Below are 12904 nucleotides of genomic sequence, written 5' to 3'. Positions count from 1 at the left end.
GAATCGGCCGCCGAAGTGCGTGCACCGCGCGACGTGCGGCACACGTGTGGTCCGTCGGCCCGGTCCCCGAGGAGGCGACCGGCGGGCGGATCGGACGAGAGCACCGCCCAGGGACCGTGCGCGACGGTACGCGCGGGTCCGCAGCACCGACGAGGGGGAACAACAGGTGAGTACGACGGCCTCCGCGCCGGCCGGCACGGCCGGCGGACCGGGCACCGGAGCCCCGTCCGGGGCAGGCACGGGACTCGGCTTCTGCCGGGTCACCATCGTGGCCCCCGACAGCCGTGTCGACGTGGCGCTGCCGGACGACGTGCCGGTCGCCGACCTGTACCCGGAGATCCTGCGGTTCTCCCGGCAGAGTCCCGCCGAGGGCGCACCGGTCGGCTACCACCTCGTACGCCGTGACGGGACCGTCCTCGACAGCGCCCGGTCCTTCGCGGTCCAGCGCATCCTGGACGGCGAACTGCTCACGTTGCGCCCGTTCTCGGAGTCGCTGCCCCCCGCCGTCTTCGACGACGTGTCGGAGGCGGTGGCGTCCGCCGTCACCCGCGACCGCGCCCTGTGGGACGGCGATCTCACCCGCGTCGCCGGTCTCGTGGCGGGAGGTGTCCTTCCTGCGCTGCTGGCGTTCGTGGCGTGGAGCTCCCAGGTCCACCACGACATGCACGGTCTCCAGGGCATCCTCGCCGCGGTCGCCGGAGTCCTGTTGACCACCTTCGCGTGCGTCCGTGCACGGGTGTACGACGACCGCGGCTCCGCGGTCGCCCTCGGGCTGGGCGCCCTGCCCAACGTCGCCGTGGCCGGCTCGGGACTGCTGCCGCTCGCCGACGGCCAGGGCATCGGGCGGCTCCAGTTCCTCCTGGCGTGCGCGGCGGTGCTGGTCGCCTCCGTCGTGCTCGCCCTGGTGTCGCCGGGCGGCGACAGCCCCTTCGTGGCCTTCGTCCTCGCTTCCGCGATCGGCCTGCTCACGACGTTCCTCGCGATGCTGACACGGCTGGAGCCCATGGAGACGGCCGCCGTGTGCGCGCCCCTGGCCGTGTGCGCCCTCGCCTTCCTGCCGGGCCTGTCCGTGCGCTTCGCGCGGTTGCCCATCGGCTTCGAACCGCCCAGCGCGTCACGCGGCTCCTACCTGACGGAGGAGCAGGACGCTCCGGAACCCGTCGACACCCGGCGCGTCGCGGCCCAGGCCCGTCGCGGCCACGAACTCCTCGTCGGCCTCGTCGGCGGATGCGCCTTCGTCTCCGTGGGGGCGTCGATCGTCCTCGGCTTCTCCGGCAACGTCTGGGCGCAACTCCTCGCCCTGGCCACCGGCGTCGCGATGCTGATGCGGGCCCAGCTGTTCCGGTACACCGCCCAGGTCGCCTCCGCTCTGGCGGCCGGCCTCGCCTGCCTGGTCTTCCTCGGCCTGGGGCTCGCGATGAACCCGCCGGCGCAGGCCTGGCGCGACGCGCTCCAGGGCGACACCACCGCCCTCGACGTCCGCAGCGTGTGGCTGACCGCGGCCGTGGCCGTGGCCATCGCCCTGGTCACCGCCATCGGTCTGATCGTCCCCCGGCGCGGCGTCACGCCCTTCTGGGGCCGGTTCATGGAGATCGCGGAGGTGTTCGTCCTGCTGACGCTGGTCCCGCTGGCACTCGCCGTCTTCGACGTCTACGCGGCGGCCCGGTCGATGACCGGCAACTGACCTGCCCGCCCTCCTCCGGGAGAACGGGCAGTGATGTCCCCCGGGCCCGCACGGGCGGCACACGGAGTGCCGCCCGCCGCCGTCTCACCCGGCGTCGCGTCCGCCGTTCCGCGGCGCCGGCTCCAGGTCGAACTCCCCGTCCCGCGCGCCCAGCACGAAGGCCCGCCACTCCGCCTCCGTGTACCGCAGCACCGTGTCCGGGTCGAGGGAGGACCGCATGGCCACGGCGCCGCCGGGCAGGTACGCGATCTCGACCCGCTCCTCGTGCTCCTCGGTGCCCGGCGCGCCGTGCCACTCGACGCCGGAGATGTCGAGGGCGTAGAGCTCGTCCTTCTCCCGCTCCTTGCGTGCCTTGATCTCCTCAGCCGTCTCCGTCATGCCGCAGCGACCCCTTCCCGACGTACGAACGGTCCGAGCGCTCACCCTAGTGGCCTGCGACGTCCGGCCAGGCCGGTTCGGCGGACCGGGGGGAAGGCGCCCGCTACGGCCTGGTACGCTGAGTGACGGCCGTTTGTGTACGCACCTTCGGAGCGGGCTCGCTCTGGAGATCGCGCCCAGCGGATCCTCGCCTTCCGAGCCATGGAAGACCCCCGAGACGAAGACCGGGGGCGCTCGGTGGCCACTCACAGACTATGAGGAGTACGCGTGTCGCTCGACGCCGCAGTGAAGAAGCAGATCATCTCCGAGTTCGGTACCAAGGAGGGTGACACCGGCTCCCCCGAGGTCCAGGTCGCTCTGCTGTCCCGTCGGATCTCCGACCTGACGGAGCACCTCAAGACCCACAAGCACGACCACCACTCCCGTCGTGGTCTGCTGATCCTGGTCGGTCAGCGCCGCCGGCTGCTGCAGTACCTCGCCAAGAAGGACATCCAGCGCTTCCGTGCGCTGGTCGACCGCCTCGGCATCCGCCGCGGTGCGGCGGGCGCCAAGTAGGACGCCGTGAAGGGAGCGGTTCCCTGGAGAAAGGGGGCCGCTCCCTTTGCTGTACGTGCGGAGTGTCACCGCGCCTTTGTAGTGTGGTAGCACAACGCAAGAGACACGACTCGGTGTGATGTCCCGCGCCGCATGGGTATGCGGTCCCCAGGGCACCGCCGACCGACGTCATCGGACGTCACGACGCACGAGGAGAAGCGCACCTCGCCGCCGCCGGTCCTCGGTAGTGGCCCCCGGGAGAGTGAACCCCGGGAGCTTCGATCGAAGACCGGCCCGCACCAGTGGAGCGCTTCTCCGTCCCCGTCCCCCCGCCACACGGGCGAGGCGGGACGAAAGACGACAAAGTAACGGAGAAAACGCTAGTGGAGAACGAGACCCACTACGCCGAGGCCGTCATCGACAACGGCTCCTTCGGCACCCGCACCATCCGCTTCGAGACGGGCCGCCTGGCCCGCCAGGCGGCCGGTTCCGCCGTGGCCTACCTGGACGACGACACCATGGTGCTGTCGGCCACCACCGCCTCCAAGAACCCCAAGGACCAGCTCGACTTCTTCCCGCTCACGGTGGACGTCGAGGAGCGGATGTACGCGGCGGGCCGGATCCCCGGTTCCTTCTTCCGCCGTGAGGGCCGGCCCTCCGAGGACGCCGTCCTCACCTGCCGCCTCATCGACCGCCCGCTGCGCCCCTCCTTCAAGAAGGGCCTGCGCAACGAGATCCAGGTCGTCGCCACGATCATGGCGCTCAACCCCGACCACCTGTACGACGTCGTGGCGATCAACGCCGCCTCCGCGTCCACGCAGCTGGCCGGCCTGCCCTTCTCCGGCCCGATCGGCGGCGTCCGCGTCGCGCTGATCAACGGCCAGTGGGTCGCGTTCCCGACGCACACCGAGCTCGAGGACGCCGTCTTCGACATGGTCGTCGCGGGCCGCGTCCTGGAGGACGGCGACGTCGCGATCATGATGGTCGAGGCCGAGGCCACCGAGAAGACCATCAAGCTGGTCGAGGGCGGCGCCGAGGCGCCGACCGAGGAGGTCGTCGCCGCCGGTCTGGAGGCCGCGAAGCCCTTCATCAAGGTGCTCTGCAGGGCCCAGGCCGACCTCGCCGCCAAGGCCGCCAAGCCCACCGGCGAGTTCCCGATCTTCCTGGACTACCAGGACGACGTCCTCGAGGCGCTCACCGGCGCCGTCAAGCCCGAGCTGGCCCAGGCGCTCACCATCGCCGGCAAGCAGGAGCGCGAGGCCGAGCTGGACCGCGTCAAGGCGCTCGCCGCCGAGAAGCTCCTGCCGGAGTTCGAGGGCCGCGAGAAGGAGATCTCCGCCGCGTACCGCTCGCTGACCAAGTCCCTGGTCCGTGAGCGCGTCATCAAGGAGAAGAAGCGCATCGACGGCCGCGGTGTCACCGACATCCGCACCCTGGCCGCCGAGGTCGAGGCCATCCCGCGCGTGCACGGCTCGGCGCTCTTCGAGCGTGGCGAGACCCAGATCCTGGGCGTCACCACCCTCAACATGCTCCGCATGGAGCAGCAGCTGGACACCCTCTCCCCGGTGACCCGCAAGCGCTACATGCACAACTACAACTTCCCGCCGTACTCCGTCGGCGAGACCGGCCGCGTCGGCTCCCCCAAGCGCCGCGAGATCGGCCACGGCGCGCTCGCCGAGCGCGCCATCGTGCCGGTGCTGCCGACGCGCGAGGAGTTCCCCTACGCGATCCGTCAGGTGTCCGAGGCCCTCGGCTCCAACGGCTCGACGTCCATGGGCTCGGTCTGCGCCTCCACCATGTCGCTGCTGAACGCCGGTGTGCCGCTCAAGGCCCCGGTCGCCGGCATCGCCATGGGTCTGATCTCCCAGGAGATCAACGGCGAGACGCACTACGTCGCCCTCACCGACATCCTCGGTGCGGAGGACGCCTTCGGCGACATGGACTTCAAGGTCGCCGGCACCAAGGAGTTCGTGACCGCCCTCCAGCTCGACACCAAGCTGGACGGCATCCCCGCCTCCGTCCTGGCCGCCGCCCTCAAGCAGGCCCGTGACGCCCGCCTCCACATCCTCGACGTGATGATGGAAGCGATCGACACGCCGGACGAGATGTCCCCCAACGCGCCGCGGATCATCACCGTGAAGATCCCGGTCGACAAGATCGGCGAGGTCATCGGCCCCAAGGGCAAGATGATCAACCAGATCCAGGAGGACACCGGCGCCGAGATCACCATCGAGGACGACGGCACCATCTACATCGGCGCCGCCGACGGCCCCGCCGCCGAGGCCGCCCGCACCACGATCAACAGCATCGCCAACCCGACGATGCCCGAGGTCGGCGAGCGCTACCTGGGCACGGTCGTGAAGACGACGACGTTCGGCGCCTTCGTCTCCCTGCTGCCGGGCAAGGACGGTCTGCTGCACATCTCTCAGATCCGCAAGCTGGCCGGCGGCAAGCGCGTGGAGAACGTCGAGGACGTGCTCGGCGTGGGCGCCAAGGTCCAGGTCGAGATCGCCGAGATCGACTCCCGCGGCAAGCTCTCCCTGATCCCCGTGATCGAGGGCGAGGCCGAGTCCAACAGCGGCTCCGACAACGACAAGAAGGACGACGCCGACAAGTGACGTCCCGTAGCGCCAAGGCGACGGCCCGCACCTCCTCGGAGGCGCGGGCCGTCGCCCGTACCCAAACCCTGATCAAGGGCGAGAACGGCATCGGCACGGTCCGCAGGACCACCCTCCCCGGCGGCCTGCGCATCGTCACCGAGACGCTGCCCTCGGTCCGCTCGGCGACCTTCGGCATCTGGGCCCACGTCGGCTCCCGCGACGAGACCCCGGCCCTGAACGGCGCCACCCACTACCTGGAGCACCTGCTCTTCAAGGGCACCTCCCGCCGGTCCGCCCTGGACATCTCCTCCGCCCTCGACGCCGTCGGCGGCGAGATGAACGCGTTCACGGCCAAGGAGTACACGTGCTACTACGCACGCGTGCTCGACACCGACCTGCCGCTCGCCATCGACGTGGTGTGCGACATGCTGACCGGCTCGCTGATCCAGGAGGAGGACGTCGACGTCGAACGCGGCGCCATCCTCGAAGAGATCGCGATGACCGAGGACGACCCGGGCGACTGCGTGCACGACCTGTTCGCGCACACCATGTTCGGCGACAACCCCCTCGGCCGCCCCGTCCTCGGCACGGTCGACACGGTCAACGCCCTCACCGCCGACCGCATCCGCCGCTTCTACAAGAAGCACTACGACCCGACCCATCTCGTGGTCGCCTGTGCCGGCAACATCGACCACAACAAGGTCGTACGCCAGGTCCGCGCCGCCTTCGAGAAGGCCGGCGCCCTCAAGAACCTCGACGCCGAACCGATCGCCCCGCGCGGCGGCAGCCGCGCGCTGCGCACCGCCGGCCGGGTCGAGCTCATCGGCCGCAAGACGGAACAGGCGCACATCGTCCTCGGCATGCCGGGCCTGTCCCGCACCGACGAGCGGCGCTGGGCCCTGGGCGTGCTGAACACCGCCCTCGGCGGCGGCATGTCGTCCCGCCTCTTCCAGGAGGTCCGGGAGAAGCGCGGACTGGCCTACAGCGTGTACTCGTACACGTCCGGCTTCGCCGACTGCGGCCTGTTCGGCGTGTACGCGGGCTGCAGGCCCTCCCAGGTGCACGACGTGCTGAAGATCTGCCGCGACGAGCTCGACCACGTCGCCGAGCACGGACTCCCCGACGACGAGATCGAGCGCGCCGTCGGCCAGCTGAAGGGCTCCACCGTCCTCGGCCTGGAGGACACCGGCGCGCTGATGAACCGTATCGGCAAGAGCGAACTGTGCTGGGGCGAGCAGATGTCGGTCGACGACATGTTGGCCCGGATAGCCTCGGTGACCCCGGACGACGTCCGCTCGGTCGCCCGCGACGTCCTGGGACGGCGGCCCTCCCTGTCGGTCATCGGCCCGCTCAAGGACAAGCAGGCGTCCCGCCTGCACGACGCCGTCGCCTGACCCCTCCCGGTAAGGAAGCAAAGAACATGAGCAAGCTGCGCGTGGCGATCCTCGGTGCCAAGGGCCGGATCGGTTCCGAGGCGGTACGGGCCGTCGAGGCCGCCGAGGACATGGAGCTGGTGGCCGCCCTCGGCCGGGACGACAAGCTGGAGACCCTCGCCGAGAACGGCGCCCAGGTCGCCGTGGAGCTGACCACCCCCGCCTCGGTCATGGGCAACCTCGACTTCTGCGTGCGCCACGGCATCCACGCCGTGGTCGGCACCACCGGCTGGACCGACGACCGCCTCGCGCAGCTGAAGGGCTGGCTCGACCAGTCCCCGGAGACGGGCGTCCTCATCGCGCCGAACTTCTCCATCGGCGCCGTCCTCACCATGAAGTTCGCGCAGATCGCCGCCCCGTACTTCGAGTCCGTCGAGGTCGTCGAACTGCACCACCCGAACAAGGTGGACGCCCCCAGCGGCACCGCCACGCGCACCGCCCAGCTCATCGCCGAGGCCCGCCGCCAGGCCGGCAGCGCCCCCGCCCCGGACGCCACGGCCACCGCCCTCGACGGCGCCCGCGGCGCGAACGTCGACGGGGTCCCGGTGCACGCGATCCGGCTGCGCGGACTCCTCGCCCACCAGGAGGTCCTGCTCGGCGGCGAGGGCGAGACCCTCACCGTCCGCCACGACTCCCTGCACCACAGCAGCTTCATGCCGGGCATCCTGCTCGGCGCCCGCCGCGTGGTGACCACTCCCGGCCTGACCTTCGGCCTGGAACACTTCCTCGACCTGAACTGAGCCCGGCCGATCCCATGCGCGCGAAGATCTCCTACGCCGTCACGGCCGCCGTCCTGGTCGTCTACTTCGTCCTGGTCGGCAGCCGCGGCGTGCTGCTCATCGAGACCGGCACGCCCCTCACCGTCACCTTCGGCGTGGCGGTGCTGATCCTGCCGGTCATCGGCGTCTGGTTCCTGTGGAAGAACACCGAGTTCGTCCGCGACGCCAACCGGCTCGCCGCCCTGCTCGACGCGGAGGGCGGCCTGCCCGTCGACGAGCTGAAGCGCCTGCCCAGCGGCCGGGTCGACCGCGACTCGGCCGACGAGGTCTTCGCCCGCCGCAAGGCCGAGACGGAGGATGCCCCCGACGACTGGCGCAGCTGGTTCCGGCTCGCCGTCGCCTACCACGACGCCCGCGACACCCCCCGCGCCCGCAAGGCGATGCAGCGGGCGATCGCCCTGCACAAGACCTCTCACTGAGCGGGCGCGGGAGCCCGGGGCCGCTCAGTCGCGCCGGTACTCGGCGGCCCATGCCTCCACGGTGTCGGCCGCCCGGTCGAAGGCCAGCTTGTCCCGGCCCAGGAAGTCCGCGTTGTGCGAGGTCAGCAGCGGCGCCGGCGACTCCGCCGAACGCCCCCGCCGGGCGATGACCAGCGCCTGCCCCTGCACCGTCCGGGGCAGACCCAGCCAGCGCACCGGCTGCTGCACCGTGCGCACGGAGACGACCTGCTCCCAGGACGTCGTACGGGTGGTCACGAAGGCCACATGGCGCAGCCCTCGGGAGCTCACCCACACGCCCATGCGCAGCAGTCGCAGCGCGCCGGCCACGGCGACCAGTGCGACGGCGAAGACCGTCGCGGCGGACGTCGGCGTCGCCGTCGTCGCGATGATCACCGCGGCGAACAGCACGAACGACGCGAGCAGCAGCAGGAGCGCCGCCGCCCCCACCCGCCACGGCCCGGGACGGTACGGGCGCCGCCAGCGGTCCCGGTTGTCGTACGGCAGGGCGACATCGTCCGCCGTGTCGAAAGCGCGGTCGGCCGTCAGGAAGGACAGGGGCACGACGGGTCCTCACTCGATCCATGCGTCAGCAGTGCTCGGTGAGGCTATCGATCCGTGCCGCCGGTCACCACCCTCGGGGGCCCGGACGGAGCCGGCGCCACGGCCGGAGGCGGCTCAGCGACCTTCGGTCGCCTGCGACTGCCGTGTCCCCGACCCCGAGGAATCGGCGGACAGCGCCGGTGTTCCGATGACCAGGGAACCCACCAGCCCGGCCACCAGGGTGAGCCCCAGCAGCCAGCGCCCGGCCATCTGACCGACGGAGGCCCGCTCGGGCGGCGGCGGGGTGACATTGCTGCGGAACCTGTCGGCCTCGGCGACAAAAGCGAACGGTACGGGTTCGCGCCGACCGGACATCAGGGGTACGCCTCCTTCGGAATCGAACGAATTCACTCTCACCAACACAGACGAACGATCGCCCCAAAGGGTGCCCACATCCGTAAATTTCGTCACGGCAGGGCACCTCCTTCCCCCTCCCGGGCGCCCCGTAAAGTGGGCGCCGCCCTGCTGCTGCGATGGGAAGGACCCTCTTGACCTCCGCCGACGATCCCAAGCCGTCACCGCGTACCGACGTCACCTTGCGGAGCGACGTCACCGTTGAACTGGTGAAGTCCAGCGCCTCGGACTCCGACGTCCTGTTCGCCGCCCGCGTCTCGACCCTGGGAGAGCAGTCCCTCGGGGAACTGCAGAAGGACCCGGAGCGTTCCAAGGGGCTGATCAACTACCTCATGCGGGATCGGCACGGCAGCCCTTTCGAGCACAACTCCATGACGTTCATGATCAGTGCGCCGATCTTCGTGTTCCGCGAGTTCATGCGCCACCGCGTCGGCTGGTCCTACAACGAGGAGTCGGGGCGCTACCGGGAGCTGCAGCCCGTCTTCTACGTCCCCGACGCGTCGCGCAAGCTGGTCCAGGAAGGGCGCCCGGGCAAGTACGTGTTCGTCGAGGGCACCCCCGCACAGCACGAGACCGTCCAGAGCGTGCTCGGCGACTCCTACCACCAGGCCTATGAGGCCTACCAGAAGCTGCTGGCCGAGGGCGTCGCCCGCGAGGTCGCCCGCGCGACACTCCCCGTCGGCCTGTACTCGTCGATGTACGCCACCTGCAACGCCCGCTCGCTGATGCACTTCCTCGGCCTGCGCACCCAGCACGAGCTGGCGAAGGTCCCGTCCTTCCCGCAGCGGGAGATCGAGATGGTCGGCGAGAAGATGGAGGCCGAATGGGCCCGTCTCATGCCGCTCACGTACGCCGCCTTCAACGCCAACGGACGCGTGGCCCCGTAGAACCGCAGCTCAAGCCCGCGGGCACAGATGTACGGTTCAGCCTCGCGAAGTGTCCGTATTGCGGCATTTCATGAAGTTCATCTAGCCTGATCAGACGGGCTCGGCACTGCCTGAACCCCCGAGCAGGCAGTGCCGGGTCCCCCTCCGCCCCACCCCGTCGCCTCCCCCGAGGGAAGACCCCGACCTGAGCAACGAGTAGCGTGTAACCCATGGCTCCGACCTCCACTCCGCAGACCCCCTTCGGGCGGGTCCTCACCGCCATGGTCACGCCCTTCACGGCGGACGGCGCACTCGACCTCGACGGCGCACAGCGGCTCGCCACCCACCTGGTGGACGCAGGCAACGACGGCCTGATCGTCAACGGCACCACCGGCGAGTCCCCCACCACCAGCGACGCGGAGAAATCGGATCTCGTACGGGCCGTCGTGGCGGCGGTCGGCGACCGCGCCCACGTCGTGGCCGGAGTCGGCACCAACGACACCCACCACAGCACCGAACTGGCCCGCGCCGCGGAGCGCGCCGGCGCGCACGGTCTCCTGGTGGTCACCCCGTACTACAACAAGCCCCCGCAGGAGGGCCTCTACCGGCACTTCACGGCCGTCGCCGACGCCGCCGAGCTGCCGGTCATGCTCTACGACATCCCCGGCCGCAGCGGCGTCCCGATCAGCACGGAGACGATCGTCCGCCTCGCCGAGCACCCGCGCATCGTCGCCAACAAGGACGCCAAGGGCGACCTCGGCCGCGCCGGCTGGGCCATCGCCCGCTCCGGCCTCGCCTGGTACTCCGGCGACGACATGCTGAACCTGCCCCTGCTCTCCATCGGAGCGGTCGGCTTCGTCTCGGTCGTCGGTCACCTCGTCACCCCCGAGCTGCGCGCCCTGGTCGAGGCGTACACCTCCGGGGACGTCCAGAAGGCCACCGAGATCCACCAGAAGCTGCTCCCCGTCTACACGGGCATGTTCCGCACCCAGGGCGTGATGACCACCAAGGCGGCGCTCGCCCTCAAGGGCCTCCCCGCCGGCCCCCTGCGCGCCCCCATGGCCGAGTGCACGCCGGAAGAGATCGAGCAGCTCAAGATCGATCTTGCCGCCGGCGGGGTACAACTCCAGTAATCAGACTTCGCGCGCCCGAGCGCGCAGACGCACTTCACAACTGAATAAGCGGGCCACCGGTGCCCGCACCCCTATACGACAACTGCTTCTGCACGAACGTCATGCGCGCCACGTGCCCCACCGGTACGTGGCGCGCGTGTTTGAGGAGAGTCTTTTGAGTCATCCGCATCCTGAACTCGGCCCGCCTCCGCAGCTCCCCGCGGGCGGCCTGCGCGTCACCCCGCTCGGCGGTCTCGGCGAGATCGGCCGGAACATGACGGTCTTCGAGTACGGAGGCCGCCTGCTGATCGTCGACTGCGGAGTGCTCTTCCCGGAGGAGGAGCAGCCGGGAATCGACCTGATCCTGCCGGACTTCTCGTCCATCCGGGACCGCCTCGACGACATCGAGGGCATCGTCCTCACCCACGGCCACGAGGACCACATCGGCGGTGTCCCCTTCCTCCTGCGCGAGAAGCCGGACATCCCGCTGATCGGCTCCAAGCTCACCCTCGCCCTCATCGAGGCGAAGCTCCAGGAGCACCGCATCCGTCCGTACACCCTCCAGGTGGCGGAAGGACAGCGCGAGCGCATCGGCCCCTTCGACTGCGAGTTCATCGCCGTCAACCACTCCATCCCCGACGCGCTCGCCGTGGCCATCCGTACGCCCGCCGGCATGGCGGTCCACACCGGCGACTTCAAGATGGACCAGCTCCCGCTGGACAACCGGCTCACGGACCTGCACGCGTTCGCCAGACTCAGCGAGGAAGGCATCGACCTTCTGCTCGCCGACTCCACGAACGCCGAGGTCCCGGGCTTCGTCCCGCCCGAGCGCGACATCTCCAACGTCCTGCGCCAGGTCTTCGCCGGAGCCCGCAAGCGGATCATCGTGGCGAGCTTCGCCAGCCACGTCCACCGCATCCAGCAGATCCTGGACGCGGCGCACGAGTACGGCCGCCGCGTCGCCTTCGTCGGCCGCTCCATGGTCCGCAACATGGGCATCGCACGCGACCTCGGTTACCTCAAGGTTCCGCCGGGCCTGGTCGTGGACGTCAAGACACTGGACGACCTGCCGGACAGCGAGGTCGTCCTGGTCTGCACGGGCTCCCAGGGCGAACCGATGGCCGCCCTGTCCCGCATGGCCAACCGCGACCACCAGATCCGCATCGTCGACGGCGACACGGTGATCTTGGCGTCGTCGCTCATCCCCGGCAACGAGAACGCGGTCTACCGCGTGATCAACGGCCTGACCCGCTGGGGCGCCAACGTCGTCCACAAGGGCAACGCCAAGGTCCACGTCTCGGGCCACGCCTCGGCCGGCGAGCTGCTGTACTTCTACAACATCTGCCGCCCGAAGAACCTGATGCCGGTCCACGGCGAATGGCGCCACCTGCGCGCCAACGCCGAACTGGGCGCCCTGACGGGCGTCCCGCACGACCGCATCGTCATCGCCGAGGACGGCGTCGCAGTCGACCTCGTCGAGGGCAAGGCCAAGATCTCCGGCAAGGTCCAGGCGGGTTACGTCTACGTCGACGGCCTCTCCGTCGGCGACGTCGGCGAGCCGGCCCTCAAGGACCGCAAGATCCTCGGTGACGAGGGCATCATCTCGGTCTTCGTCGTCATGGACTCGTCCACCGGCAAGATCACAGGTGGTCCGCACGTCCAGGCCCGCGGGTCCGGCATCGAGGACTCCGCCTTCGGCGAGGTGATCCCGAAGATCACGGAAACCCTGGAACGCTCGGCTCAGGACGGAGTCGTCGAACCCCACCAGATGCAGCAGCTCATCCGCCGCACACTGGGCAAGTGGGTCTCCGACACCTATCGACGTCGGCCGATGATCCTGCCCGTGGTGGTGGAGGTCTGACGGTCCGTCGGGCCACGCGCACGAGCGAACCAGGAGCGGGGAGCCTCGATTTGCATCGAGGCTCCCCGCTCCAGTACGTTTACGACTCCTCCCGATCGGGCACCCGACCACCTCGTGCGTCGGAACCGTCGCCCGACAGGGGAGGGGAAATCCGACTCAGAATCTCTGATAAAGTCGGAACCGCCGGAAAGGGAAACGCGGAAGCGGGACCCCGGAAAGCACCGAGGAAATCGGGTCGGAAAGATCTGATAGAGTCGGAAACG

The 12904-nt window shown here is 70.0% G+C and carries 12 protein-coding genes; 9 read left to right on the top strand and 3 right to left on the bottom strand.

From position 1 onward, the window contains the following. Positions 1–166: 166 nt before the first annotated feature. Entirely contained in the window at positions 167–1684 is a 1518-nt protein-coding gene (eccD, locus tag ADK41_RS26065; RefSeq protein WP_030834546.1) for a type VII secretion integral membrane protein EccD, read from the top strand. Positions 1685–1768: 84 nt separating this feature from the next. Here the strand turns inward: eccD and ADK41_RS26060 are convergent, their stop codons facing one another. Then, positions 1769–2062 carry a DUF397 domain-containing protein gene (locus ADK41_RS26060; RefSeq protein ID WP_030834548.1) on the bottom strand — a complete coding sequence of 98 codons (294 nt, stop codon included), beginning with the start codon at positions 2060–2062 and terminating at the stop codon, positions 1769–1771. A 267-nt stretch (positions 2063–2329) separates the two neighbouring features. Here ADK41_RS26060 and rpsO point away from each other — a divergent pair, with 267 nt between their 5' ends. The 5 genes from rpsO (at position 2330) to ADK41_RS26035 (ending at position 7827) form a co-directional block, all read left to right on the top strand. Further along, on the top strand, positions 2330–2617 hold the full coding sequence (gene rpsO, locus ADK41_RS26055; protein WP_004924725.1) for a 30S ribosomal protein S15: 288 nt from the start codon (positions 2330–2332) through the stop codon (positions 2615–2617). A 362-nt stretch (positions 2618–2979) separates the two neighbouring features. Continuing rightward, positions 2980–5214, top strand: coding sequence for a polyribonucleotide nucleotidyltransferase (locus tag ADK41_RS26050; RefSeq protein WP_030834550.1), 2235 nt, complete (start codon positions 2980–2982; stop codon positions 5212–5214). After that, positions 5211–6590, top strand: a complete 1380-nt coding sequence (locus ADK41_RS26045) for a M16 family metallopeptidase (RefSeq protein WP_030834552.1) — start codon at positions 5211–5213, stop codon at positions 6588–6590. The genes ADK41_RS26050 and ADK41_RS26045 overlap by 4 nt, the downstream gene beginning before the upstream one ends. 26 nt (positions 6591–6616) lie before the next feature. Beyond that, on the top strand, positions 6617–7369 hold the full coding sequence (dapB, locus tag ADK41_RS26040; protein WP_030834554.1) for a 4-hydroxy-tetrahydrodipicolinate reductase: 753 nt from the start codon (positions 6617–6619) through the stop codon (positions 7367–7369). A 14-nt stretch (positions 7370–7383) separates the two neighbouring features. Beyond that, positions 7384–7827, top strand: a complete 444-nt coding sequence (locus ADK41_RS26035) for a tetratricopeptide repeat protein (protein WP_030834556.1) — start codon at positions 7384–7386, stop codon at positions 7825–7827. Between the two features lie 24 nt (positions 7828–7851). Here the strand turns inward: ADK41_RS26035 and ADK41_RS26030 are convergent, their stop codons facing one another. Together ADK41_RS26030 and ADK41_RS26025 are read right to left on the bottom strand one after the other, a co-directional pair. Next, positions 7852–8409: a hypothetical protein gene (locus ADK41_RS26030; protein ID WP_030834558.1), complete on the bottom strand. Its 558-nt coding sequence runs from the start codon at positions 8407–8409 to the stop codon at positions 7852–7854. Positions 8410–8523: 114 nt separating this feature from the next. After that, positions 8524–8763 carry a membrane protein gene (locus ADK41_RS26025; RefSeq protein WP_030834561.1) on the bottom strand — a complete coding sequence of 80 codons (240 nt, stop codon included), beginning with the start codon at positions 8761–8763 and terminating at the stop codon, positions 8524–8526. A gap of 173 nt (positions 8764–8936) precedes the next feature. On the opposite strand from ADK41_RS26025, the gene thyX reads away from it, so the two are divergent. From thyX to ADK41_RS26010, 3 genes are all read left to right on the top strand, one after another. Beyond that, positions 8937–9689: an FAD-dependent thymidylate synthase gene (gene thyX, locus ADK41_RS26020; RefSeq protein ID WP_234319051.1), complete on the top strand. Its 753-nt coding sequence runs from the start codon at positions 8937–8939 to the stop codon at positions 9687–9689. Positions 9690–9898: 209 nt separating this feature from the next. Further along, on the top strand, positions 9899–10801 hold the full coding sequence (dapA, locus tag ADK41_RS26015; protein ID WP_030834565.1) for a 4-hydroxy-tetrahydrodipicolinate synthase: 903 nt from the start codon (positions 9899–9901) through the stop codon (positions 10799–10801). Between the two features lie 154 nt (positions 10802–10955). Further along, a complete protein-coding gene (locus tag ADK41_RS26010; RefSeq protein WP_030834567.1) occupies positions 10956–12641 on the top strand; it encodes a ribonuclease J in 1686 nt (561 codons plus the stop codon). Positions 12642–12904: the final 263 nt, after the last annotated feature.

Source organism: Streptomyces caelestis (assembly GCF_001279005.1).
In the GTDB taxonomy this organism is placed as follows: Bacteria; Actinomycetota; Actinomycetes; order Streptomycetales; family Streptomycetaceae; genus Streptomyces; species Streptomyces heliomycini.
This window is presented reverse-complemented; position numbering and strand designations above follow the sequence as displayed.